Origin of the sequence: Bittarella massiliensis (ex Durand et al. 2017), assembly GCF_009876955.1 — a bacterium.
GTDB lineage: Bacteria > Bacillota > Clostridia > Oscillospirales > Ruminococcaceae > Bittarella > Bittarella massiliensis.
This window is the reverse complement of sequence record NZ_WWVY01000003.1, coordinates 214404-239059: the sequence shown is the minus strand read 5'-3', so window position 1 is coordinate 239059 and position 24656 is coordinate 214404. Positions and strand designations below refer to the sequence as shown.

22 protein-coding genes and 1 tRNA gene are annotated in these 24656 nt (G+C 52.7%); 16 read left to right on the top strand and 7 right to left on the bottom strand.

Annotation, left to right across the window (positions count from 1 at the left end):
* Window positions 1-15: 15 nt before the first annotated feature.
* From GT748_RS05010 to GT748_RS04975, 8 genes are all read left to right on the top strand, one after another.
* Window positions 16-333: a hypothetical protein gene (locus GT748_RS05010; RefSeq protein ID WP_087180046.1), complete on the top strand. Its 318-nt coding sequence runs from the start codon at window positions 16-18 to the stop codon at window positions 331-333.
* Window positions 311-712, top strand: coding sequence for a hypothetical protein (locus GT748_RS05005; RefSeq protein WP_206671251.1), 402 nt, complete (start codon window positions 311-313; stop codon window positions 710-712). Before GT748_RS05010 ends, GT748_RS05005 begins: the two co-directional genes overlap by 23 nt.
* A 13-nt stretch (window positions 713-725) precedes the next feature.
* Window positions 726-1433, top strand: coding sequence for a hypothetical protein (locus GT748_RS05000; RefSeq protein WP_154238269.1), 708 nt, complete (start codon window positions 726-728; stop codon window positions 1431-1433).
* 215 nt (window positions 1434-1648) lie between these two features.
* Window positions 1649-2146 carry a helix-turn-helix domain-containing protein gene (locus GT748_RS04995; protein ID WP_206671252.1) on the top strand — a complete coding sequence of 166 codons (498 nt, stop codon included), beginning with the start codon at window positions 1649-1651 and terminating at the stop codon, window positions 2144-2146.
* 467 nt (window positions 2147-2613) lie between these two features.
* On the top strand, window positions 2614-3123 hold the full coding sequence (locus GT748_RS04990; RefSeq protein ID WP_025543820.1) for a sigma-70 family RNA polymerase sigma factor: 510 nt from the start codon (window positions 2614-2616) through the stop codon (window positions 3121-3123).
* Window positions 3124-3703: 580 nt separating this feature from the next.
* The gene (locus tag GT748_RS04985; RefSeq protein WP_006354176.1) at window positions 3704-4081 is read left to right on the top strand and encodes a type II toxin-antitoxin system PemK/MazF family toxin; all 378 of its coding nucleotides are present in this window, start codon (window positions 3704-3706) and stop codon (window positions 4079-4081) included.
* Window positions 4074-4316, top strand: a complete 243-nt coding sequence (locus GT748_RS04980; protein ID WP_006354177.1) for a helix-turn-helix domain-containing protein — start codon at window positions 4074-4076, stop codon at window positions 4314-4316. The genes GT748_RS04985 and GT748_RS04980 overlap by 8 nt, the downstream gene beginning before the upstream one ends.
* A 147-nt stretch (window positions 4317-4463) precedes the next feature.
* Window positions 4464-5750 carry a tyrosine-type recombinase/integrase gene (locus GT748_RS04975; RefSeq protein ID WP_025543821.1) on the top strand — a complete coding sequence of 429 codons (1287 nt, stop codon included), beginning with the start codon at window positions 4464-4466 and terminating at the stop codon, window positions 5748-5750.
* A gap of 40 nt (window positions 5751-5790) precedes the next feature.
* On the opposite strand, the gene GT748_RS04970 is transcribed toward GT748_RS04975, so the two are convergent.
* The 6 genes from GT748_RS04970 to GT748_RS04945 all read right to left on the bottom strand — a co-directional run bounded on the left by GT748_RS04970 (window position 5791) and on the right by GT748_RS04945 (window position 11524).
* Window positions 5791-5884 (bottom strand) — tRNA-Ser (locus tag GT748_RS04970).
* A 593-nt stretch (window positions 5885-6477) separates the two neighbouring features.
* Entirely contained in the window at window positions 6478-7434 is a 957-nt protein-coding gene (locus tag GT748_RS04965) for a D-2-hydroxyacid dehydrogenase (RefSeq protein WP_052537562.1), read from the bottom strand.
* A gap of 34 nt (window positions 7435-7468) precedes the next feature.
* On the bottom strand, window positions 7469-8647 hold the full coding sequence (locus GT748_RS04960; protein ID WP_021657917.1) for a hypothetical protein: 1179 nt from the start codon (window positions 8645-8647) through the stop codon (window positions 7469-7471).
* 137 nt (window positions 8648-8784) lie between these two features.
* On the bottom strand, window positions 8785-9027 hold the full coding sequence (locus GT748_RS04955) for a hypothetical protein (RefSeq protein WP_143161597.1): 243 nt from the start codon (window positions 9025-9027) through the stop codon (window positions 8785-8787).
* 125 nt (window positions 9028-9152) lie between these two features.
* On the bottom strand, window positions 9153-9998 hold the full coding sequence (locus tag GT748_RS04950; protein ID WP_021657919.1) for a YjjW family glycine radical enzyme activase: 846 nt from the start codon (window positions 9996-9998) through the stop codon (window positions 9153-9155).
* Window positions 9992-11524 (bottom strand): YjjI family glycine radical enzyme, encoded by a 1533-nt coding sequence (locus GT748_RS04945; RefSeq protein ID WP_143161598.1) that lies wholly within the window; start codon window positions 11522-11524, stop codon window positions 9992-9994. Before GT748_RS04945 ends, GT748_RS04950 begins: the two co-directional genes overlap by 7 nt.
* A gap of 141 nt (window positions 11525-11665) precedes the next feature.
* Here GT748_RS04945 and GT748_RS04940 point away from each other — a divergent pair, with 141 nt between their 5' ends.
* The 7 genes from GT748_RS04940 (at window position 11666) to GT748_RS04910 (ending at window position 20144) form a co-directional block, all read left to right on the top strand.
* On the top strand, window positions 11666-12388 hold the full coding sequence (locus tag GT748_RS04940; protein WP_021657921.1) for a Crp/Fnr family transcriptional regulator: 723 nt from the start codon (window positions 11666-11668) through the stop codon (window positions 12386-12388).
* 209 nt (window positions 12389-12597) lie between these two features.
* Window positions 12598-13659 (top strand): bifunctional glycosyltransferase family 2/GtrA family protein, encoded by a 1062-nt coding sequence (locus GT748_RS04935; protein ID WP_205301321.1) that lies wholly within the window; start codon window positions 12598-12600, stop codon window positions 13657-13659.
* A complete protein-coding gene (locus GT748_RS04930; RefSeq protein WP_021657923.1) occupies window positions 13659-15551 on the top strand; it encodes a hypothetical protein in 1893 nt (630 codons plus the stop codon). The genes GT748_RS04935 and GT748_RS04930 overlap by 1 nt, the downstream gene beginning before the upstream one ends.
* Before the next feature lie 144 nt (window positions 15552-15695).
* Window positions 15696-16619, top strand: a complete 924-nt coding sequence (trxB, locus tag GT748_RS04925) for a thioredoxin-disulfide reductase (RefSeq protein ID WP_021657924.1) — start codon at window positions 15696-15698, stop codon at window positions 16617-16619.
* Between the two features lie 94 nt (window positions 16620-16713).
* Window positions 16714-18030: a glycoside hydrolase family 10 protein gene (locus GT748_RS04920; RefSeq protein WP_143161599.1), complete on the top strand. Its 1317-nt coding sequence runs from the start codon at window positions 16714-16716 to the stop codon at window positions 18028-18030.
* Between the two features lie 171 nt (window positions 18031-18201).
* A complete protein-coding gene (locus tag GT748_RS04915; protein ID WP_021657926.1) occupies window positions 18202-19536 on the top strand; it encodes an amidohydrolase in 1335 nt (444 codons plus the stop codon).
* A 32-nt stretch (window positions 19537-19568) separates the two neighbouring features.
* Window positions 19569-20144, top strand: coding sequence for a flavodoxin family protein (locus tag GT748_RS04910; RefSeq protein WP_044991702.1), 576 nt, complete (start codon window positions 19569-19571; stop codon window positions 20142-20144).
* 112 nt (window positions 20145-20256) lie between these two features.
* On the opposite strand, the gene GT748_RS04905 is transcribed toward GT748_RS04910, so the two are convergent.
* Complete coding sequence (locus GT748_RS04905; protein WP_243148972.1) at window positions 20257-21795, bottom strand: recombinase family protein; 1539 nt, start codon at window positions 21793-21795, stop codon at window positions 20257-20259.
* Window positions 21796-22035: 240 nt separating this feature from the next.
* Here GT748_RS04905 and GT748_RS04900 point away from each other — a divergent pair, with 240 nt between their 5' ends.
* A complete protein-coding gene (locus GT748_RS04900; RefSeq protein ID WP_007888782.1) occupies window positions 22036-24624 on the top strand; it encodes an SNF2-related protein in 2589 nt (862 codons plus the stop codon).
* Window positions 24625-24656 lie beyond the last annotated feature (32 nt).

The window sequence follows — 24656 nt, the reverse complement described above, 5'->3', positions numbered from 1 at the left end:
CGGGAGGCTACTCAAATGACAACACAGTTGTATCTTCAAAAAGCAGAAATGCAGTTATCAAGAGGACTTGAGGAAAAAGCCCTGGAAAGTTTGTTGTCGGCGCTTGCCTGTCAAAACAGAGATACCGTCAGCGAAACTCAAACGCGCTGCCTTTTGGGTGAATATCAGTTCGTCCATCAGCAGTATGTTCAGGCGCAGGAGCAGTTTAGCTGGATTTCTGACCGGGCTGAGCAGCTGGAACATGACTATGATGACCTACTCAATGAGGAGATTCGTGAAGCTGAGGTGCTGTTAGGGATCATGCAGAGATTTGGATTATGTTCTGAGCGATGAAGAAGGAGGTATTGTCCCAAAAGTGTTGCGTGATGGACTTGTGTTCAAAGATGAGGATGGTCAGGTCATATTCAACCAGTACAGCTTCTGCGAACTGGTGAAGCACCTGCTGGTGGAGCTGGTGGGGATCTCTTATGAGGAAGCCTCCCAGATAGTGGAACGCTCACCGTTGGCAGCGCCAGTGGACAATGCCATGGATGTGGCGATATTCAGCCATGACCTGCCTTATTACTGGGCTATGTTTTCCTACTATGGGAACGGTTATTGGTGGGGGGACAAGGGTATTCCAGCGCAGCCAGAGGATATGGATGCCTATTTCGCTTTAGAAAAGCAAATCATGGAAAAACACCACTTAAAAGAGCCTTTTGAGTGGGAGTGAAAGGACGGATTCAGTGGGATACGATGTGAGTTTTCACCCGATTTCACCAGAGGAAATGCGGGAATGGTATTTTACTCCCTTAACCTGGATACAGCAGGGACAGGAGGAAAAAGTGCTGGCCCTTGCCGCGCAGTATGGGATGGAGGATTTCTATGCCGAAAAATATCTGAATACCTTGCGGGTTGGGGCTGAAACGGAAGCTGACGAGCTGTTTGACAAAAGCCACGGCTTCTATATTGCAGTAATCCAAGGTTTTTTCCGAGATTATTATTACACCAGAGGTAGTGCCTTTTCGTTCCTGGTGGAACAAAAGCCAGAATATGCGCGGTACTTCACCTCATGGGAACAAATCACTCCTGTTTCCTTTCCAAACCCCATGCAGAACCGAATCATCGAAAACTATTGCTCCGGTGTATATCTGTCTCCAGATCAAGTTATACAACTTCTCAAAGACATGGAGCAGGACCCAAAAGTCCTTGACGATCTGGAGGGGCTTTGGAGCAATGGACAGATTGCTGTGCTGAAAAAAGCACTTTCTGCTGCTGCAAAGTCAGGAGTCGGTCTGTTGGAGGCCACTGAAGTGGTAGAGCCCAACCCCATCAGCCCGAATGAGAGCACAAGCTACTCTAACCTGTACCACTGTGATCGGGACGGGGTATATCTCTACATAGATGCCGTCAGTGGTCAATTAGCGGATGCGATTGGGAAAAACGAAGGATAGATTCTCTCTATGAAAATGTGTGGGCATCTGTGGGAAGAACCAAAATAGGCAGCTACCCACAATATTGATTATCGCAGAAAAGCTCACCGTTTCGGTGAGCTTTTCTGCAATATTTCATAATTTTTTTATTGCTACCACTGGTTGCCGAATTGACATAGGTGGGGTGGTAGAGTGGCTACCACAGAAAAAATAGAATGAAAGTGAGGAGGTTCACTATGAAGTTACCCGAAAAGATTCAAAGGGAACGAAAAAAGATGGGACTGTCCCAGGAGAAACTCGCAGAAAAAATAGGAGTATCAAGGCAGGCCATCACAAAATGGGAGAACGGCTTGGCATCCCCTGAACTGGAAAAAATCGTCTCATTAAGTGAATGTTTTAAGGTATCTACTGACTATTTGTTAAAGGACAATATTACCGAGCCGACCCCACCACAAGAATCTGCATTGAAAGGAAACAAGCGAATGTCATGGAGAACGTGGCTTGGAGGAAGTTTGTTTGGAATATCGGCGCTGATTATATTTGTATTATGGCGACTTTCTGTTCGTTTTCCTATTTCGGGAATGACCGGAAACGGTGTCCATTTAACCGGATTTAGTGGCTTTCTTGGCTTTCATGGAATTTTACATGAAAGCTATGTAATAGTTGCGATTGGAATAATCGGTTTGATACTTGTGATTACTGACTTTATCCGCATAAAAAAGAATAATCGCTGATGACCGGACAATGCAGAGTTGATCTTAAACTGAATAGGTTTATTTCGGCTCGGCAGCATTGACCTGTCGGTAGAAATACATATATTTGAATTAAGAAAGGGAGTGATGCTGCCGGTGTGCCGTCCGTTTGTATGGACAGGAGTCTGATGCACTATGCAATACCTCAAGAAGCGCATTATGCTGTTCCGCTGTCTTTACGCACCACGACACACGGCTTACAAGACAAAGAAAATCATCTTTATATGGAAGTATGGTGGCCGGGAGTATTGTTCTAAAAGCGAAAAGCCTCCACCTGCCAAAAGATGCTTTTTCTGCGGACTTTTTAATAAACGACTTGGAGCGGTCGAATTTGTACTGAGTTACAGATTCGGCCGCTTTTTGATTTGTTCTCGACTACTTGGTCACTGGTGTCGAGCACCACCACTTCCGATTTGTTTTCCACAAAAAACAAATCGGAGGTAACAGAGGTGCAAAATTATCGCAAAAGCGACTATGCGATAAACAAAAACAGCCCAAATATCGTTTATCGCTTTCATAACGAAATCATAGAAATCACACTGGAGGATTATCTGAAGGAGAACCCTGACAAAACGGAACATGACTTTGCAGAGCTGAAAGCCCTGTCCGATCAAATTTACTATGAGCAGGATCGGGCAGAGAGCGCCCAGACCCGCAAGGATGTTTCGATCCACGGTTTGGAGGAAACGGAGCATTGTGCCACTCGCGCTCTGGATGAAGAATGGGAAGAACGAGTTGTTGACATACAGAACCGCAAGTATGCCTGGAAAGCCCTGGAGCAGCTTTTTACAGTGGGCGCTTTGACCGAGGTTCAGAAACGGCGATTCCGGCTTCATGTTTTTCAGGGACTCTCTACCCGGCAGATCGGTCGCATGGAAGGGACAAGCCATCAAGCCGTTGCCAAGTCCATAAACCTGGCGATTGCCAAACTTAAAAAATATTTTGCGGCACAGGGTTGACACCCCTGCGGTTTCAGGACGATAGGTGAAAGGCATTCTTTCGAGTGTTCTTCTTTCACCTGTACCTTGACAACCGCATACTCATTCATCAGTAACATCCCCCCTTTCCAGCTCGAAGAGCTAAAGCCGATTCAGGGGCCGCGCCATGATATACGGACATGATGAGCAGATCCCACCTGATTATCATAATTGGTCTTGCATACAATCCTGTCCTGTATGAGCGAGTAACGGCAGCCTGTAAAAACCGGGCAGCACCCGGCGCGGCCATGACCGGAAAGGGGCATAATGGTACTCCTGTCCAGCCACAGCCCTGCTTAAGATCAGAGTAGTCCATAACATTTGGAAACCATCTGGTTGCAGGATCACGCAATGGGGGCAGCTCGGAGAGATCCTCGGAGGGGTGAGATTCCCGTGGGCCGGTTCGCTGCCGGTCACTGATGACTTCCCAATATGTGCGGGGTGTCAAGGACAAATGGCACATAACAAGAAAACAAATCGGATTTTGTATTTCGCCGGAAATGGGGCAGGTCTTATGGCCTGCCCCGTTTTCCGGCTTACTTAATATTCAGGAGGTCAGTTTATGCGAAAGGCTATCCGGCGTGGCGATCTGTTCTATGCAGACCTGAACCCGGTGGTCGGCTCCGAGCAAGGCGGCATCCGCCCTGTCCTTGTTATCCAAAATGATGTGGGGAATCACTTTAGTCCTACCGTTGTTGCAGCAGCCATCACCAGCAGAAAAGCGAAGAACAGTCTGCCTACCCATATCCTACTTGAGAATGTGCCGGGGCTTGCGCCTACCTCTCTGCTTCTGTTGGAACAACTGCGGACAATAGACCGGAAGCGGCTCCGTGGTTACATTGGGCGTATCAGTAAAGAAAAAATGCTGGAGGTAGATGCAGCCCTGGCAATCAGCATCGGCATAGGATACCCCAACGAAAGGAGGACTCACAATGTATGAAAATGACGGCGGCCTACTCTCTCCCAGAGATGCCTACCGATTGATGTTAAAAGACTACCCGGATGTGATGGACATTGGTCAAATGTGTGAGGCGCTTGGCGTCAGTACAAAAACCGGGTACAAGTTACTTAAAGATGGGAAAATTGAGTACCTTAAAATTGGACGGGCTTACCGCATCCCCAAAGCCCACATTCTTCGTTATTTGAAAATCACCTGCTCCACTTTTGCGGAGTAGCAGGCTATGGTGTCGATCTTCACCGGATAGACGCAGAAAGTTAACAATTCTGACGCGGATTTACCTGGAGTTTTGTTCTGTCCGATGATACAATAAAGGTGTCATTGGTAGGTGAACTCAATACCGCAAAAGGAGGAACAGATCAGTATGCCAGCGGTACACCTGCAAGAAAACAGCAAACTAATCTCCGGCCATGTGGCCGAGAAAAAAGGGTATCTCTATTGGGTTCTAAACCTTACCGATGAAAACGGTAAGAGAAAGCCCAAATGGATTCCCACCCATAAGAAAGTCAAGGGCAATAAGACCTGGGCAAACAATATGCTTCCCACCATCCGAAAAGAATGGACGGAAAAGCTGCTTCAGGAGGCTACGGCCTCACAGCAGTCGGCTTCTCCGTCTGGCCCGTCATCCGCAGCGATTTCCTTTGTGGATTTCCTGTACCAGTGGCTTGAGTACAAGTACAAGTCTGCTACCGGACGGGTGATGGACAGCAAGCCCATTGAACTCTCGACCTATTCGGGATACGAACAACAGCTTAACAACCCCATCGCCCCGTATTTCCGAGAGCATCCTGTCGCCCTTTGTGACCTTACCAAACAAGATATTCTCGCTTTTTATGAGAAAGAATTGGAACGGGTCAAGCCGACCACCGTTAAACATTACCACGCTCTGATTCATGGGGCGTTGAATTATGCGGTTGACAAAAATCTGATTCCAAGCAATCCGGCTGACCGGATTATCATTTCCAAGCCTGAACCCTTCAAGGGTGACTACTACCTGGATTCGGAAGTCCTGAATCTGTTTGAAGTTATCAAGGGGCATAAGATCGAGCTGGTAGTTCTACTGACTGCTTTTTACGGCCTGCGCCGCAGTGAGGTTATCGGTTTGAAATGGAGTGCCTTTGACTTCAACCATAACTGCTTCTCCATTCGGCATACGGTAACAACCTGCAATGTAAAGGGAGAGCGGGTCACGATTAAGAAGGACAAGGCAAAGAACAAATCCAGTCTGCGGACTTATCCATTGATTCCTTTTTTGAAAGAACGGTTGCTGGAGGCCAAGAAACAGCAGGAAGAAAATCGCAAGCTGTGCGGGCGCGCCTACAACAAAGAATATCTGGGATATGTCTGTGTCGATGTGATTGGCAATCTCATTAAACCCAACTATGTGTCCTCGACCTTTGGGAAGTTGCTTGCCAAGAACAATTTACGGCACATTCGTTTCCACGATCTTCGCCATACCTGTGCCTCGCTTTTGCTGGCCAACGGTGTTCCGATGGAACAGGTAAAAGAATGGCTGGGACACAGTGAGATTTCAACAACGGTGGATATTTACGGGCATCTGCAATATGCCACGAAAAAACAATCCGCCGCAGCCATTGAGCAGGACATTGTGGCGCCCATGCTGCAAAACCTATCGGCGGTTTCTCCATAAAAAGGAAAGAGGTCTACCAGCTTTTCGCTGGCAGACCTCATGGCGGAGATGGAGAGATTCGAACTCTCGCGCCGGTTTTGAGCCGACCTACCGCATTTCGAGTGCGGACCCTTCAACCGCTTGGGTACATCTCCAAATTTATGTTATATCCCTGGTCCCGACCCGCCGACCAATTCAGCCGGTGGAAATCGGGAAGAACAACAGGATAGAACAAGCAACATTATTCAATTTGAACTCGGCTGGAACCCGCATGGTTCCAAGGGTTTCAGCCGTTTGGCACTCCGCATAGGAAACCTGATTTCGAATCATTACACCAACTTGGATGATGACGGTAAATCAGGGACGATAGCGGTAACTACGGAACCCCAAAACACACCTCTCAAAGTGGCCGTCAGATGGCTGCTCTCATTATAGCCATTTTCCCGCAAAATTCAAGCCGTGGAAATTGGGAAGAACAACAGGATAGAACAGACCCCAATTCACGATTTGAACTTGCCCGCAAATCCGCATGGTTACTGGCTTTTCGGCAGTTTGGACTTCCAAAGTGGAAACATGATTTCGAGTCAGTCCCGTTATGACCACTTCGATACCGCTCCCTATTCAATTGGGCTGTGACCACCTGTCACAGCCCAATTATTATAACAAATCACTCTACAAAAGGCAAGAGCCTGCACAAAATTGCTTTTATGGTCTGCTTTTTTATCCCTTCCAACAGGGAGAAACGGCGCTAGTATTTTCGCTCAATATCGATTGCATGGGGGACAACCCCAGTCTCGATAAAGGAGGAGATGTTGCGGTTGGCAATCTCGACAATCCGCTCCCTGCTGACGGCATTGCAGGAGCCACCAGTGACATGGGGGGTAATCAGCACATTGGGGTATTTCCAAAGGCGGTGCCCTTGGGGAAGGGGTTCCGGGTCGGTGACATCCAGCCCGGCGGCGCCGACTTTGCCGGCGTCCAGCGCCTGACAGAGGGCCTCGGTGTCGACAGCGGTCCCCCGCCCGATGTTGATGACCAAGACGCCATCTTTGCAGCAAGAGAGGGTGTGGGCATTGAGAATCTGGCGCGTTTCGGGGGTGTCGGGAAGGGAGAGGACCAGGGCGTTGGCCTGGGGCAGGATTTCTTCCAACTGATCCATCGTCGCCACCCGGTCAAAACCGGGCAGATTGTCGGCGGGAGTGCGCTTGACGCCAATGGTATGGGCGCCCAGCAGCTGGGCTTTTTTGGCGTAGCTGGCCCCCAAATCGCCGGTGCCCAGGCAGACCACTGTGCTTCCGGCCAGCTGGCTCACCTGGCCGAGCATCTCCCATCTGCCCTCCGCCATGGCGTCTCGATACTGGCCGAGCTGCTTGAGCAGGTAGAGGTGCATGCCAATGGTGAACTCAGCGATGATTTCACCGTAGGCGCCGCTGGCATTGGCCAGAATGACCTGACGGGGGTAGTCGGGGTCGTTGACGTAGACGTCTACGCCGGCCGAACAGAGCTGCAGCAGCTTGAGGTCGGGGAGCTCTTTTATGAGCGAAACCGGAGGATTGCCGATGATGCAGTCAAACCCGGCGAGTTCGGCCGGGGTGGGCAGGTGATCAAAGAAGTGGACTTCCTGGCGGGGATGGGCCGTCTTCAGCCGCTCCATTTGAGCGGGGCTGAAGGGACCAAAAGATGGGATAACGGCAGTTTGAAACACGTTGGACACATCCTTTCTAGTTGAAGAAACTATGCTATGCAATATAGTAGCCTGTAAATATATTGAAAGAGGATATTTCTTGACTATTTGTAAGATGGGCAGAAGACTTGATTTGTTGCAATATAGAGGACTGGTCTAGGGAGGTGTCGACATAGAGGACAAAAGAGGAGGATTCCCCCTGTTCTGCCAACCCTTGAGAGAGCAAACTGAGGTTTTCGGGCCGTGTAAAGTAGACTCCGCGATATTGTGAAAACGCTGTAAAATTCTCATGGATGCGATTGGGATAGTCCGAAACAACAACACAGAGTTCGGCAGAGTGGGAGACTGCTATTTGGTCTGCCTCTTGGGCGCCGGGGTAGAGGTAAGATATGTTCCCCCTCAAGATGCCAGCCGGACAGAGCGCAATACAAATGGCAAGAGAAATGGCACCGGCAAAACGCGGGTCTTTGCAGGTGAATAGAATCATAGATGAAATGGATACCATGGCAAGGACCCCGATTTGGGGAAAGACTGGGAACATATATCGGTCGATTTCATAGGAGGATATTTTCGAGATGAGTAAAAAGTAAAAGAGAGATGTAAAGCCCAGAATGAAAAATTTCGAGAGGCTGGGATTGCGGAAGAGGGCAGCTATCTTGGAGAAAATCCCTTCCTGCTGGTCGTTTGAACGGACTTGTGAGCGAGCAACCAGCGCTTTTATGCCGGCAAGGAGAAGTAAACCGATGAAGAGCAAGACAAACGCCTTTAAGAAGCTACCAAAGAGACTGTCATTTACAATTGTGACATAGGAGCGTATCCTGCTTTTCCAATTTCCCAACAGCAACAGGTTGCTTTGGTTTTCTTTTCCCCGGTACCCAAAAAAGATATGGGACAGCGAAGCGGGAAAGAAAAGAATGCCCAATACCCCTCCCAGTGCCAAACTGCCGGTATACTTCCAGAAGTCGCGAAATCGCTTTTGAAGAAAGAGAAACAGGGCGGTCCCCACAAATAGGAAAAACAGGTATACAACAAAATAGTACTGTGTTAAAAAGCCAATGAGGGCAACTGTGCTGAGAGCCGCCATTTGCTTTAGGGAAATGTTGTCTGAATCGAGCAGGCGAAATGTCAGCCAGGTTATGAGCAGCGTCAAACAGGTGAGCATGGCGTACATTCGAATAAAGACAACGCTGCTTATAGCGCCTGCGCTGAATCCCCAGAAAATACAGGGGAGCATAGAGAGCCAACGCCTTTTTGTAATTTGGAGACAAATGCAGTAGACAAGGACAATGCTGATTGCAAAAAAAAGAATGTTTAGCCCGATCCCAACCCATTTAGAAAATGTGCCTGGCAGTAGAGAAGCAATGGTGTGGATCAGAAAATAGTATAGAGGCGGGTGTACGTCTTTCTATGGTTTTCAAAATTTTCAGCACTGTCCCAAAAGGGCAGATAATAACTGTTGGACAGTCCATAGGTGTAGATTTCATCGACGTGATAGCCCTCTTTTTGCGTTCCCCAATATCCCATAAAGAGAATTTGGGCCGCAACTAGACCACCTAATAAAAATGCCAATAAACGAGAGCTCCGGCGCTCTTGACCACAGTCTTTCCTCTTCATGTTGTGAGTTGGCCTCCAAGTCAGTATTCTAAAAGATAAACAGATTATATCATGGAGCAGGCAAAGAAGCAAAAACCAAGCTGCCGATCTTTGCAGGCAGCTTGGTTTTCCAATTTGTGTTTTGATTATACAGTTACGATATCTGCAAACCCATATCCCCTTGCAATCTCCGCCAGCTGCTCCATATACTCTTCCGACGGGGTTTCCAGCTGGTTGTATGGCTCCCGCACCCCGAAGGGGCGAAAGCGGATCAGCTTGTAGCGGATGGGCCCTGCGGAGAGATAGGGGTCCAGCAATTCACAGTAGCCCCGAACCGTCTCCTCATTGGGCAGGTAGTCGGGGATGACCACCGTGCGGATCTCGGTGAGTTTTCCCTTCTTTGCGAGAAAAACGGCGTTTTCCCGCACCCGTTCACTGGGCTGGCCGGTGAGCTTTTGGTGAATGGCGCTGTCAAAGCACTTGATGTCCAGCATTACCCCGTCACAGGCGCCCAGCAACTCGGCATCGGCGGAGAAGTCCCGGCTCCCGTTGGAGTCCAGAAGGGCGGTCAGCCCCAAGGGATGGACCCGCTCGAAGAGGGAGACGAGAAAGTCGCGGTAGAGGGTGCACTCCCCGCCGGAGACGGTGATCCCCCGAATAAAGGGCATCCCCTTCTCGACTTCGGCCAGCACCTCCTCTACCGTGAGCAGCCGCACCTTGGGGGAGGAGAGGTGGGGGCAGACCTTGATGCAGGTGTCGCAGCCGACGCACCGGTCGGGGTCCCAGCAGACGGTCCCCGCTTCATCCCTTCGCAGGGCGCCCACCGGGCAGTCCGCCACGCAGGTCCCACAGTTTTGGCAGAGGCGGATGGTCTCCGGGTTGTGGCAGTAGTGACAGCTGAAATTGCACCCCTGAAAGAAGATGGCCGTCCGGTTGCCGGGGCCGTCCACACTGCTCTGGGGGATGATTTTGTTGACGGGCGCTCTCAGCATAAGCTCCTCAGCTTTCGGTCGTCGAAGTGGCGCAGCCGCATGGAGTTGGCGCCCAGAGCCACCGTGTCGTGCTGGACGGCCTTGCCGCTGTCGTATTTTTCCATGTCGCTCCGCTTGACCAGGTAGCCGGTGATGCGGATCACGTCGCTGTCGCTGGAGTAGGTGGAGAAGTAGCGCATCCCCGCGGCAAAGCCGCCCTTGATGACGTCCAGCACGCTCTCGGGGTTGCGGGCCGCGGTGGACTCGAAGGGGAAGATGTCGCCGGCGCCAGAGACAAAGTACTTCTCGTAGCGGCCGCAGTGGCGCAGGTGGTCGTAGAGCTCGGGCTCGTCGCCAATGGCGATGCGGACACCGGGAGAGCACTGGCTGTCGCTGTCCACCCCCACCTGGGCGTGCAGGAGAAAGCGGCCGCCGGTCTGGGGGCAGTAGGGGTTGTGGTGGGCCTTGACCCGCTGGTCGATGAAGGCCATAATCTCATCGCCCAGGGCGTTGGCCACCTCGTCGTGGCCGTAGCGCCCGGCCACGCCCTCTTTTTTCAGCAGGTCGTTGACGCACTCGCACATCCCCACCATCCCGAACATCCCGGTGAAGCGGTCGGGGTGGACAAACCCCTCGGTGACCAGGAAGTTGGAGCGGAAGAAGGCGGATTTATTGACCAAAAAGTCGATTTTGGCGTCCATGATGGCGCACTGCACATCGATGGCCCGGGGCAGGCGGTTCTGGAAGAAGTCCTCCTTGCCCTCGGAGTGGAAGGCGATGTTGTTGAGGAGCAGCCGGGCTAGGGTGTAGGAGCCGCCGCCCAGCAGCAGCCCGTTGTAGCAGCTGGCGATGCCGTACTCGTTTTCGCCCAGGTCGGCGGAGAACATCTTGTGATTGGCAAAGGAGGGCTTGGCGCAGTCCAGCGCCGCCTGCACACAGAGGCAGGCAAAGTCGTCCGGCGTCTTGTCGGGGTCGTAGAGGAGGGTGATGTTGGGGGTGGAGTCCTGCAGCTCCCGCTCCGCCTCCAGAATGAGCCGGCCGGCGGTGGTGGCCTCGGGGCCCAGGTCGCCGTGGCAGAAAGAGTCGGAGATGGTGCGGTCGATAAAGCGCATGAAGTCCTTGATCAGGACCTTGGCCTCCGCCTCATCCTCGATGAAGGGGTCCAGCAGGCGGTCCAGCTTGCCGATGAAGACGGGGAAGTGGGTGGTGGAGGGGACGTGGTGATAGAAGATCTCCAGGGTGTTGATGGCCTCCCGCAGGTTGGTGGGGGGATCGAGGCGGAGGAACTGGCAGCCCTCTCTCATCAGCTTGTCGTAGTCGGGGAGGATGTAGCGGGGGACGTAGGGGACAAAGCCCTCCCCCATGGCGCTCATCTCGTTCAGCTCGTCCTGCAGCTCCAAAAAGCCCTCCGGCATGGGGAAGCCCTCGGTGTAGCTCTCGGCCAGGCGGGAGAGCTGCATCATGGCCTGTTCATGAGTCAGGTGGGGGTCGCTGACCACCCGCAGAACGGCCTCTTGAAACTGTCTGTACTTGGCGTTTTCTTCCACGGCAATATCCTCCTTATGGCGGGGGCGGCCCGATTCGGCGGGAACGGCGCCCCTTCGCAGTTTGTCTATGGCCTTATTGTAGCGCCGGGTGTATACTAAAAACAATGACAGTTGTCACTGTTTGGGGGAGGTTTTGCAGAGATGGCCCTGGGGTACAGCGAAGGGGAGAAGAGGAAGGTCGCCGCCATTGTGGCGGGGGGGATGGCGCGCCAGCACACAGACGGGTCGGTCCGGCGGGAGCTGGCGCCGCTCTGCGAACATACCGCCTTTTTGAGGCGGGCCAAGAAGGGGGAGGTGCTGCTGCTGAATGGCGACCCGGCAGACCGGGTGGTGCTCTTTCTCTGCGGGCGGTGTGCAGTCAGCCGGTACAGCGCGGAGGGGGACAACCTCTCCTACGCAGTCCATGAAGAGGCCATCCTGCTGGGGTTGCTGGAGTACCTGGGAGGACAGCCGGCTGTGCTGGCCACCGTATCGGCATTGGACGAATGCTGGTATCTCACCTTTCCGGGGGAGTTGTTTTTGGAGGCGGTGCTGTCAGACCAGGAGCTGACGCTGAAGATCCTTCGCTTTTTGGCCTCCTTCGCCGGGGGCAGCATCGATCGGGTCAACGAACTGGCGCAGTACACCAACCGGGAGAATGTGCTGCTTTGCCTCTACCGGTACAGCCGGGGACAACCCCTCCCCTTTGTGTTTCAAAAGAGCAAACGGGCTTTGGCGGAGGAGCTGGCGATGAACCTGCGCACCCTCTACCGGCAGCTCGACGCGATAGAGGGGGAGGGACTCATCCAGCGGGTGGGGGGAAAGATATGGATCGGGGAGCGAGAGAGCAGGCGGCTGGAGGAGGCGGTCAAGCGATTACTGTAAAAGGGACTGTCATGTGACAGTCCCTTTTAGGGTTAAAAAGAATGGTAAATCGTACCATTTCATGCATTTGGTTTTTCTATATAACCTTATGTATTTCACCTAAAATTTCTATCTTATTATAAGCGGTATTGCGAAAAATGTAAATTATCTTTTAACTTTTTTAAAAAAACAGTCCGACCGAAATGGTACACAATTCTAGGAGGGCTGTTGTGAGCGCACAGACGGAAGTCGCCGTTGTCATACCGTCGCTGGATCCCGATGAAAAGATGACAACTTTAATTGAGAGATTGAAAGAAGCTGGATTTGAGAAAATCTTAGTGGTCAACGATGGAAGCAGTTCTCAGTACGACTGCTTTTATGAGGGGGCCCAAGAGTTGGGGTGCACGGTTTTAAAGCACGCCGTCAACTGGGGAAAGGGAAGAGCGCTAAAAACGGCATTCAACTATTTTCTAAATGAGCTTCCCCAGTATGTCGGCATGGTGGCTGTGGACTCAGACGGACAGCACAGCGTAGAGGATACCATCCGCTGTGCGCAAGTGCTTTTGGAACATCCAGATGCCCTAGTGCTTGGATGCCGGGACTTCAAAAAAGAGAACATTCCCTTTCGCAGCCGGTTTGGAAATGTGCTGACCTGTAAGGTGCTCAAGGCGCTCTGTGGTGTCGGTGTTTCCGACTCTCAAACAGGGCTGCGGGGATTTTCCCGCCAGATGATGAAGCAATTTATGGACACCAAGGGGGAGCGCTTCGAATTTGAGACCAACATGCTTATTGAGACAAAGGAAAAAGACATTCCCATCCTAGAGGTGCCGATCGAAACCATCTACATTGAAAACAATGCGACATCCCATTTTAATCCACTGAAAGACTCTCTGAAAATCTATGCGGTTTTTGGAAAATTTCTGTTCGCGTCTCTTTCGTCATTTATCATCGATATTCTCCTCTTCACTTTTTTTGTCTCACTCACCAAGTCCTATTTTTCCAACAGTTATATTTTGGTGAGCACCATTGGCGCCAGGATTATTTCATCGACCTTTAATTTTCTCATTAACAAAAATAAGGTGTTCCAAAATAAGTCGGGAGGTTTTTCTACCTATATCAAATATGCGGTGCTGTGCGTTGGACAGATGTTGTTGTCTGCCAGGGGTGTCTTCTTGTTCCACGCCTATTTGAGAATGGGGGAGTCGATTGCAAAAATTTTGGTCGACAGCATTTTGTTTATAATCAGTTTTCAGATTCAAAGGGAATGGGTATTTGGAAAGGATAAAAATTAATGGCATATTTTATTGGTAATGCAGTGGTTATAGTAATGTCGTTTTGCTTGGCCTCTTTATTAAATAGAAAAATTGAAGAGCTATTGTCTTTTTCTTGCGGAATTGTGATCTTGACTTTATACTGTTTTGGCCTTATGGGACAGTTAAAAGTGGGTCTATATGTTGTTTTTATTGAGGCAATATTGTTGGTTGTAATATTTTTGTTTATGAAAGTCCACACTAAAAAATTAATAGTTTGGAAGCTTGTTTTAACGCCTGGTTTTACCTTTTTTTTGCTTTTTTCGGGATTCTTTTTTGTGGCTTTAAAAGGCAGAATGCTATATGAATGGGACGAATTTACACATTGGGGATTAGTGGTAAAAAATATGGACTACTTTGATGTGCTTGGGAGCTCAAGTGTGACGACAACTTGGTTTCGGGGATATCCTCCTGCGACTGCGTTGTTTCAGTATTTTTTTGTCAAGTTGGGCAGACCATTTACAGAATCATACTTGTTTAGAGCTATTGATTTTTGGATTGTTGCGCTTCTAGCTTCAAGTTTTAAAAACACAAGTTGGGAACATAAGGCTCTAATCCCAATTCGATTTGTGGCATTGCTGTTTATCCCGACGATATTTAGCGATAGGGTGTATTCTAGTATTTACGTTGATGCGCTTTTAGGAATTGTTTTTGCTCATATGTTGTATTCTTACTATTTAGAGAAAAAAGTGGACAAGTTTACTTTTGTTAATATTGGTATGAGTGCAGGGCTTCTCTCCCTTATCAAAGCATCAGGAGTGGGGTTGGCTTTTATTGGACTACTTATTATAGGGATTGATATAGTTTTTTGTAGACGCACTCGTCTTAAAGATTTCTTGCAGATAAAAAGAAATGTGATTGTTACGCTTGTCCCGATATTTATGCTCGCTTTTTGTAAAATTTCTTGGTCTGTAAATTTAAAACAAAACATGACAGGAGAGGCATGGAATACTTCGAATGTGACATTGCAAAATATATTTAGCCTTTTTGGAAATAGTATACCTGCTTATAGAAGGAAGACAATTAATGTTTTTTGGGCAAATTTTTTTGGAGTAAAAGACTTTGGATCGTTTCGCATTTCGCCTTTTATGATTTCTCTGATTTTTTTATCACTTGGCTTTATATGTCTATGGGGATTCTCTGATCTGATATCAAAGAGACAAATGCTGGTATTACAGGGAGGCCTTTTTGGAGGGTATATAATATACACAGCTAGCTTGCTAATTCTCTATTTGTTTACGTATAGTGAATATGAAGCACAGCAAGTTGCATCTTTTGACCGGTATATCGGAACGTATTTATTAGGATTAGCGCTAACTATGACTACGATTTTTTTAGATTATAATCAGTCAAGAGTTGATGGAAAAAAAGAACTGGTTTCTGTAATCGTTCTATATGGTATTCTTCTATTTGCTCCAATTAAGGTATTTGTAAATTCCTCAGTTTTAAAAGCTAGTAATTTGGAGACGGTAGAATATCGGAGCCAATTTCAAACGTCGCAAAATTTAGGGGTGTATTTTTATAATAAAAACTCAAAGATTTATTTTATTTCTCAAAATTCAAATGGCAGGGACTACTGGGTTAATTATTATAACTTAACGCCCGCAAAAATATCATCTTCAGTCGGATGGAGCCTAGGAGAACCCTATTCTGAAAAGGATGTGTGGACAAAAGACATATCTTTTGCCGAGTGGGAAAGTGCTCTTCTAGAAGGGGGCTATACAACAGTCTATTTATATAAAGTTGATTCTAAGTTTAAAGAAAGATATGGTAGTATGTTTGTCTCGGAGGATCAAATTAAGAGTGATTCCTTCTATAAGGTGAAAAAGCTGACCAACGGAAACGTACAACTGGAACTGGATTTTTTAACATGAATTCTTCAAAAATAAATTGGCGTTTTTGCCATTGCTTTTTTTGAAAAAATTGCATACACTACAAGACAAAGGTTCTATTGCTTGTTTAAGGTGTATAAATGTTATTTTGACCATATTTTAGACTTATTACAAAAGGGGAAAAAGATGAGTGAGACCACCAAGACCGATATTGTCATCATTGGCGCCGGCGCTGCGGGGATGACCGCCGCCGTCTACGCCGCGCGGGGAGGCAACAGCGCCATTGTGCTGGAACAGAATGTCCACGGCGGGCAGATCGTCAACACCGGCGAGGTGGAGAACTACCCCGCCATCCTCAGCATCTCCGGGGTGGAGTTTGCCGGCAACCTCTACGAGCAGGCCACCTCCCACGGGGCGGACATCCGCTACGAAAAGGTCACCGGCTTTGATTTTTCCGGCCCGGTGAAGGTGGTGGAGACCGACGAGGGCCGCTACGAGTGCAAGGCGGTCATCCTGGCCAACGGGGTAGTCAAGCGCAAGCTCGGGGTGCCCGGGGAGGAGAAGTTCCAGGGCCGGGGCGTATCCTACTGCGCCACCTGTGACGGTGGCTTCTTCCGCGGCAAAAAGACGGCAGTGGTTGGCGGGGGGAACACCGCGCTGGAAGATGCCCTCTTCCTGGCCAACCTCTGCGAGGAGGTGACCCTCATCCACCGGCGGGATGAGTTCCGGGGCGACGCCCACAACGTCAAGGCGGTGCTGGCGCGGGAGAACATCCGCATCCTCTACGACACCGTCCCCCTGGAGGTGCTCGGCGACCAGCAGGTCACCGGCCTCAAGGTGCAGAACAAAAAGACGGGCGAAGAGAGCGAACTGGCGGTGGACGGGGTCTTTGTGGCGGTGGGCCAGATCCCGCAAAACGAGCTCTTTCGCGGGGCGGTCGAGATGGACGAGAGCGGCTTTGTCGCCGCCGGCGAGGACACCAAGACCAACATCCCCGGCGTCTTTGCCGCGGGGGACACCCGCCAGAAGCTGGTGCGGCAGCTGGTGACAGCGGCGGCCGACGGCGCGGTGGCGGCTGTCATGGCCGGCAGTTATATCTTCTCTCTCTAGCTCATAGAATCAATACTGGGACAAGCGGGCTGCCCGGTCCCCTGGGGACTGGGCGGCCCCTTTCTATTCCGCAGAGAGAAAGGGGTGGCAAGCGGTGGCGAGACCTCCTTATCGCCGGCCGTACCGGGATGGCCGGAGCAGAAAGGTGGGTGGTGGCGGCACCCGCTTTTTGGCGGTGTTGCTGGCCGCTGCCCTGATGACGGGCGCCTTTTGGCTGCTGCCTCGCCTCTCGGGCAGGGGGGAGGGGGGACCGTCCTCTGCCGCCCCCTCTGTCTCCGGTGGCAGCGGCGGCTTGAGCGCCCTGGAGAGCAGCGAGGCCCCGGACGGCGAGTACCGGGCCGTCTGGTTTTCCTACCTGGATCTGGCAGACATCCTCACCGGAAAGGGTGAAATGGAATTTACTAACAGTATAAATGACGAGTTTCAAAACTGTACGGAGATGGGGCTCAACACCGTCATCGTCCAGGTGCGGCCCTACAGCGACGCACTCTACCCCTCCAAGCTGTTCCCCTACTCCAAATACGCGGCGGGGAAGCAGGGGCAGGATCCGGGGTTTGACCCGCTCAAGATCATGGTGGAGGCGGCCCACCAGAAGGGGCTGAAGATCGAGGCCTGGATCAACCCCTACCGCATCAGTTCGGCGGCCGACTCGGCCCCCTGCGCCGAGAACCCCGGCGCCAAGTGGTTTGTCGACAGCGCCACCAAGGGCGACTGGGTGGTGCAGGTAGGCGAGGGGCTCTACTACAACCCGGCCATCCCCCAGGTGCAGGACCTGATCGTCTCCGGCGTGGAGGAGATCTTGCAGAACTACGCCGTTGACGGCATCCACTTTGACGACTACTTCTACCCCTCCGGCGCCGACGACAGCTTTGACGCGGCGGCCTACCGGCGCTACCGGGACGGGGGCGGCCAGCTCTCCCTGGGCGACTTTCGCCGCGCCAATGTGGACGCGCTGGTGCAGCGGGTCTACCAGGCGGTGAAGGCCAAAAACCCCGCCCTGGTCTTCGGCATCAGCCCCCAGGGAAACGTGGACAACTGCTACCGCTCCATGTATGCCGACGTGAAGAAGTGGGCCTCGCAGCCGGGGTATGTGGACTACATAGCCCCCCAGATCTACTGGGGGTACAGCCACCCCCAGGCATCGGCCCGCTATGATGTGAAAATCAGCGAGTGGAACAGCTACTGCAAAGAGCCGTCGGTCAAACTCTACATCGGGCTGGCGGCCTACCGAATGGGCGACGAGGCCACCGGCTTCTCCCAAAACGGTGACGACATGGCGCGGATGGTGGCCGACGCCCGCAAAAAATCGGCCTATCAGGGGTTCATCCTCTTTCGCTATCAAAACCTGACGGACGGCGGTGAGGTCGCGCAAAAAGAGGTGGGCAACCTGAAGGCCCTGTTGAAAAAATAGAGGGCGCTTTTGGCGGGGACGGGGTCCCCGCCCTTTTTATGGGGCGGAAAGGGGAAGCTTTTCCGCCGGGGGCGGTAGGCAACGGGGCCCGGCCGTGCTATACTGGAAAAAAACAGCCCGGCAGCAGGTGCTTTTGCCGGGCGAGTCTGCAAAAAAACGGGGGAATTTGTCGTGGCCAATCTACTGCTGAAAAACGCCCTGATCCTCACCATGGACCAGGCGCTGACGACGGTGCAGAGGGGATACCTGCAGATCCGCGGCGACCGCATCGCCGCCCTGGGCGAGGGGGAACCGCCCTTTTCCGAAGAGGGGTACCAGGTGCTGGACTGCAGCGGAAAGATCGTCATCCCGGGGATGATCAACACCCACAACCACCTGCCCATGATCCTCTTTCGCAGCCTGGGCGACGACGTGGCCGACCGGCTCAAGCGCTACCTCTTCCCGCTGGAAAACGAGTCGCTGGACGCCCCCATGGTCCGCGCCGGGGCCGACTACGCCTTTGCCGAGCTGCTCTTCGGCGGGGTGACCACCTGTTACGACGCCTACTACTTTGAGGACGAGGTGGCCCAGGCGGCCGAGGCCTGCGGCATCCGCGCGGTGCTGGCCGAGACCATTTTAGAGGGGCCCAGCCCCAGCGCCAAGGAGCCCTATGGCGAGTGGGCGTACACCAAGTGGTTTGTGGAGAAGTGGAAGGGCCACCCCCGCATCACCCCTTCGGTCAACTGCCACGCCCCCTATTCCAACGACACCGAGCACCTGGTGGCCGCCCACGACCTGGCCCGGCGGGAGGGGCTGCTGATGAGCATGCACGTGGCGGAGATGGCCTACGAGCACACCGGCTGTGTCGAGCGCTACGGCCTGAGCCCGGTGGCCTACCTGGATTCCATCGGCATCCTGGACGAGCACTTCCTGGCCGCCCACTCCATCCTGATGGACGAGGCCGACCTGGACATCTACCAGCGCCGGGGGGTCAAGGTCTCCTACAACGCCGGCTCCAACGCCAAGTCCGCCAAGGGGGTGGCCAAGATCCGGCAGATGCTGGACCGGGGCATCCCCGTCTCCCTGGGGACCGACGGGGCCATGAGCGGCAACACCATCGACATTGTGACCCAGCTCTCCCTGGTGGGGAAGATCCAAAAGCTCTTTAACGGCGACCGCACCCTCTTCCCCGCGCGGGAGATTTTGCAGCTGGCCACCATCGGCGGGGCCCGCGCCCTGGGGATGGAGGGGGAGATCGGCTCCCTCGAGGTGGGGAAGAAGGCGGACATCGCCATCTTCGAGACCGACAGCGTCAACATGAGCCCGCTCTACGACCCCTACTCGGTCATTGTTTACAGCGCCAACCCGGGCAACGTGGAGAGCACCATTGTCGACGGCGAGCTGGTGATGCACCGCCGCCAACTGCGCAGCATGGACTTTGGCGCCGTCAAGGCCCGGCTGCTGGCCTACCAGGAGCAGATCCGGCAGACGGCGGCGGAGCTGGACCGGGCGCTGGCAGAGGGATGACGGTATTGACGGGGAAAGAGGGGGGAGAGCGGATGAAGCGGGTCTTGGTCGTCGTCGGCGGGGGGCGGCCCAGCGGGAACACCGCCCAGCTGGTGGACGCCTTCGTGCGGGGGGCCCGGGAGGCCGGGTGTCAGGTGGAGCGGGTCTCCCTGCTGCAAACCGAGGTGAAGGGCTGCCTCGGCTGCAACGCCTGCCGCCGCGGCCGCCCCTGCGTGATGCGGGACGGGTTTGCCGACCTGGTCCCCAAAATAGAGGGGGCCGACCTGATCGTCTTTGCCTCGCCCCTCTATTTTTGGACCCTCTCCTCCCGCATCAAGGCCTTGATCGAGCGGTTTTACTCCCTTGCGCAGGCCGACGAAAACCCGCCCCTGGGCCGGTACGAGCGGTACCCGGACAAGGAGTGCGCCCTGCTGATGACGGCGGCGGACAACCTTTTCTGGACCTTTGAGCAGGCGGTGTCCTACTACCGCTTTGCCCTGGTCAACTACATCGGCTTTCGCGACCGGGGGATGGTGCTGGCGGGCGGGTGCGGCCCCACCGAAGGGGCGCCGCAGATCGCGCAGACCGGCCACCTGGAAGAGGCCTATGCCTTTGGCAGGTCGCTCTGACCGGGGAAGGCGAAGGGCGAAGGGAAAAGGCCGAAAAAATAGAAAGGGGAGCGCTTTATGCAGCGTCCCATAAGGAAGTAAAAAGAAATTTGGCAGGAACCGGTGTGTTAAATCACGCCGGTTCCGATTCGTTTAGGGACTCCCTTCCGATCTTTAAAGGGATGCGGATTTGCCCCACATAGGTAAAGTATAAATCTATCTGCACATGCTTCCTCCCGTTCTCCCTTACCGGGCTGTGCACCACGATCTTGCTCACAAGCTCATTGAGAATGGCAGCGTCAAGTTCTGGAATATCCAGGTACTTGTCCACCAGCTTCAGAAACTCGTTCACATTGGAAACCTGCCCGGCCTGTGTTTCAATTTCCCGTTCCAGTACAGCGGCAAGCTGCTCAATCTCCGCCTGCTCCTTCTCGTATTGGCGGGATAATTTTAAGTACCGGCTATCAGACAGCTTGCCCAGCACATTGTCCTCATAGATGTGCTGGATAATCCGGTCCAAATCCTCCATCCGTTTTTTCGCCCCGGAGAGGGCTTTCTGCTTTTCCGCCAGTTCTGCCTTGCGGCTTTCCTCGTCCTGCGCCAGCATTTCCAGTTTGAAATCCTTCCGGAACATACGGACATAACTCAATGTCTGCCGTATGGTTTCCAGCACGATCCGGTAAAGCACCTGTTCCCGGATATAATGGATTTTGCAGGAGCCGGTGTTGCTCTTGTAATTGGAGCAGACGAAATGGTTCTGGCTGTCGTCCCTGTAAGTGTTGCAGGTGCAGAAGTACAGCTTGGCCCCGCAGTCGGCGCAGTAGAGCAGGCCGGAGAACATGCTGGTTCTTCCTGTTTTTGTCGGCCTGCGTTTGTTTTTCCGCAGTTCCTGTACCCGTTCCCACTGTCCCTTCTCAATGATGGCGGGCTGGGTATCCTCAAAAATGCGCTGGTTCTCAACCGGGTTTTCCATCCGCTTTTTGAATTTCAGGGACTTGGTATAGGTCTTGAAGTTCACGGTACAGCCCGTGTACTCCCGCCGCTCCAATATCCCGGCGACAGATTTGGAGCACCACTGATAGAGATTCTCCGGCATGGCCCAGCCTTTTTGCCTGGCGTGATAGGCGGTAACGGTCAGCACCCTGTCGGCTGTGAGGATTTTTGCAATCTGCATAGGGCCTTTCCCCGCAATGCAGAGGTTGAAGATGCGCCGCACCACCTTTGCCGCTTCTTCGTCCACGATCCATTTCTTTTTATCCTGCGGGTCTTTTATGTACCCATAGGGAGGGTTGCTGGCGATATGTTCTCCGGCTTCACCCCTCATCTTTACCACTGCCCGGATTTTCTTGCTGGTATCCTTGGCGTAGTAGTCGTTGAATACATTTTTGAACACCGCAAAATCATTTTCCCCTTTGGCGCTGTCCACATCGTCGTTGATAGCGATAAAGCGGACGTCATAGGCAGGAAAGATGAAATCCTGCAGCCGCCCCATGTAGGAATACTCCCTGCCCAGCCGGGACAGGTCTTTGACAATCACAGCGGATACGCTGTAATCCTCCACATATCGCATCATCTCCTGAAACCCCGGCCTTTGAAAGCTGGTCCCTGAGAATCCATCGTCCACGAAGAACCGGGTGTTCCGGAATCCATGGTCGGCGGCGTATTTGCTCAGCAGGGCTTTCTGGAAAGAGATTTGTCAAGGGTGTTTTACCATTCAGCAACGAATTAAGGCATAAACAATATCACATTTTTATAATGCTTTTTGACCACAATCAGTCCGGCACTGATTGTGGTCTTTATTTTGGAAATGACATTTTCCCCTTAAATAAAGGAATCAATCGTCGTTGCGTTTTTCGTCAATATCTGCCATAATAAAAAGAAGTGTAAATAAAAGAAAAAGGGGGGAATTGCCATGCCGCAAACACCGTTTCATGCCTATTACAAGGCCCGACTTTTGGAACAACTGCCGGAAGCAGAACAGTTCCTTCCGGTCTTTGCATCATCGGATATTGAAATCTATCCGTTTCAGATTGCAGCGGCCAGCTTTGCCCTGCGTTCCCCCTATCAGAAAGGTGCCGTTCTGTGCGATGAAGCAGGTATGGGCAAGAGCCACGAGGCCATGCTGGTCATCAATCAAAAGTGGCTGGAGGGATACAGCCGGATTCTGTTGGTCATTCCCAATGCCGACCTGCTGCACCAGTGGACGGAAATGCTGGAGCGATTCTATACCGTCCCATATGTGGTGCTGACCAATCGGGACCAATGGCGGCAGAACACCAGTGAGGACAACTCCAACGCTTTTATCCAAGATGCCATTGTTATTACTACCTACGACTTCGCCGCCGACAATGAGGAGGCCGCAAAGGTAGTTAACTGGGATCTGACGGTATTCGAGGAAGCCAATGCCCTCTCTCCAGTCTACCGGGAGGACAACAAGCAGGCCAAGGCCCTCAAGCGGATCGCCGGAGACTCCTTCAAGCTGCTGCTGACCGGCACTCCCATTGAAAAGAACATCATGGACTTATACGGTCTGATCTGGTTCATCGACGAAACGCTGCTGCCGGGAGAAAAAGAGTTTCTGGCCCGGTATCTGCGCCGACCAGAGAACTACCCGGAACTCAGCGAACAGGTCAGCCGCTATTGTTTCCGTACCCTCCGTTCCCAGGCCAAGCACTACGCCAAGGTGACGGAACGTGTGCTGCTGACCGTGGAGTACACCCCCGGCAAGGCAGAGCGGCAGCTCTATGAGCTGCTGTACGCCTACATCAACCAGCCGGAAAAGCGAGCCTTTCCCGAAATGAACCAATATGACCTGGCTCTGCGGCTGCTGGGCCTGTTGGGTTCCTCTACGGCGGCAATTTTGCAAACCATCAAAGGTATCGTCAAGCGGCTCCAGGGGCTGGAAAACGCAGCGGACGAACTAAGCCAATGGCAAGAGATTCAAACCGCAGCCGAAAGCATTCCCCAGGATGCCAAGGCCGGTGAGCTGCTGACCGTTCTCAAACAGGGATTTTCCCTGATGAAGAAAACGGGAGCCAAACAGAAAGCGGTTATCTTCACCGAGAGCGTGGAAACCCAGAAGATGCTCCAGAATCTTCTTTCTGACCGGTACCGCACTCTGGCCTACAACGGCAGCGCCGATTACTCCGTGATCCGCCAGTTCAAGGAGGATGGCGAGGTGCTGATTTCCACCGATAACGGTGCCAAGGGCTTCAATCTGGAGGAGGCTGCTTTCATCATCCACTACGACCTGCCGTACAACACCTTAAAGCTGGAGCAGCGTATCGACCGCTGCCACCGGCTGGGTCAGGAAAACGATGTGCTGTCAGTGGCCTTCATCGACAAGAACAACTTTGCCGATGTTCGCAAGCTGGAGCTGGTCAACAAGCGGATGTTGGTGACAGACGGTGTCTTTGGTATTACCGATGACGTGCTGGGCGGTTTTACAGATGATGTAAAAGCAGCCTTTCCGGTCATTGCCCAGCGGTTGCGGCCCAGGGCACAGATTGAGCAGGCATACCGCCAGACCCTGAGTACCCACGAGGAAGATAACCGGCAGACCGTCTCCGCAGCGGAGGATATTCTGTTTACCACCTTCACCAAGGAACTGGCCGACAAGGTGAAGATCAATCCCAAGTATGTGAATCGCCGTGGACAGGAGCTGAACAACGACCTCTGGGAAATTACCAAATGGTTTTTTACTCGTTATAATGAAAAGAACGATGATTGCCGTTTTGTGATTGACGAATTCAACCGTACGATCACGGCCACGGAGTACCGGGAACTGCCGGTGCTGTTCTACTACTGGACGGGGAGCCGGAACCGGCCCTATCGCAGCCAGAAGATGTACGGCATGGCAAAAGACTTCAAACCCAAGGCCGGACAGATTACCCTGTCCAGTATCATAGGCCGTGGGATTCTCCACGAGCTGGAGTGTGCCAACGAGGGAGTGCTGACCATCCCGACGGTGCAGGCGCCGTGCCAGATAGCCCTTTATACTGTCACCCTGGTTTCAGGCTCCAGCCGCACAGAACACGCCGTACTGTGCGGTTTGACGGATAGCGGCAAGGCCCTGGACGATGCAGCTTGCCGCAGCATCTTTGACTTGCCGGTGGAGAGCAGCACGGAGGATGAGCGGAGATCCCCCCACTGGTTAAAAGGAACCAGCCGCCCCCACCCGCTGGATCGGCTGGTGCCGAGTGATAAGATGATGGCGGAGCAACTGGAGCGCCTTTCGCCTGCCCAGGCCGAGGAAATGGAGCGGATGAAGCAGCAAGTGTCCGCTGATAAGGCGGCATTGAGCCGAGAACTGAACACCCTGGACAGCCAGGTACAGCAGGCGCAAGCGGAGCTGGAGGCCGTCACCGGCGACCGGCTGAAACGTCTGGCTGCACAGAAGAAAATCAACCAGCTTCGGCAGGAATATATGAAGCACCAGGAGAGCCAGTTCTTTGACGCCATGCGGCTGGATATGGAGCTGGAAGAAAAAATGAAAAGATAATCGAAACATTACCGGTGTTTCAATAGACCACG

What these genes read in the sequence shown, in the direction of transcription:
- trxB (WP_021657924.1), top strand. Translation starts at nt 15,696, where the DNA reads ATGAGTGAGACCACCAAGACCGATATTGTCATCATTGGCGCCGGCGCT.
- GT748_RS04940 (WP_021657921.1), top strand. Translation starts at nt 11,666, where the DNA reads ATGGCCCTGGGGTACAGCGAAGGGGAGAAGAGGAAGGTCGCCGCCATT.
- GT748_RS04975 (WP_025543821.1), top strand. Translation starts at nt 4,464, where the DNA reads ATGCCAGCGGTACACCTGCAAGAAAACAGCAAACTAATCTCCGGCCAT.
- GT748_RS04930 (WP_021657923.1), top strand. Translation starts at nt 13,659, where the DNA reads ATGGCATATTTTATTGGTAATGCAGTGGTTATAGTAATGTCGTTTTGC.
- GT748_RS04950 (WP_021657919.1), bottom strand. Translation starts at nt 9,998, where the DNA reads ATGCTGAGAGCGCCCGTCAACAAAATCATCCCCCAGAGCAGTGTGGAC.
- GT748_RS04910 (WP_044991702.1), top strand. Translation starts at nt 19,569, where the DNA reads ATGAAGCGGGTCTTGGTCGTCGTCGGCGGGGGGCGGCCCAGCGGGAAC.
- GT748_RS04985 (WP_006354176.1), top strand. Translation starts at nt 3,704, where the DNA reads ATGCGAAAGGCTATCCGGCGTGGCGATCTGTTCTATGCAGACCTGAAC.
- GT748_RS04960 (WP_021657917.1), bottom strand. Translation starts at nt 8,647, where the DNA reads ATGCTCCCCTGTATTTTCTGGGGATTCAGCGCAGGCGCTATAAGCAGC.
- GT748_RS04955 (WP_143161597.1), bottom strand. Translation starts at nt 9,027, where the DNA reads ATGAAGAGGAAAGACTGTGGTCAAGAGCGCCGGAGCTCTCGTTTATTG.
- GT748_RS04995 (WP_206671252.1), top strand. Translation starts at nt 1,649, where the DNA reads ATGAAGTTACCCGAAAAGATTCAAAGGGAACGAAAAAAGATGGGACTG.
- GT748_RS04900 (WP_007888782.1), top strand. Translation starts at nt 22,036, where the DNA reads ATGCCGCAAACACCGTTTCATGCCTATTACAAGGCCCGACTTTTGGAA.
- GT748_RS04980 (WP_006354177.1), top strand. Translation starts at nt 4,074, where the DNA reads ATGTATGAAAATGACGGCGGCCTACTCTCTCCCAGAGATGCCTACCGA.
- GT748_RS05010 (WP_087180046.1), top strand. Translation starts at nt 16, where the DNA reads ATGACAACACAGTTGTATCTTCAAAAAGCAGAAATGCAGTTATCAAGA.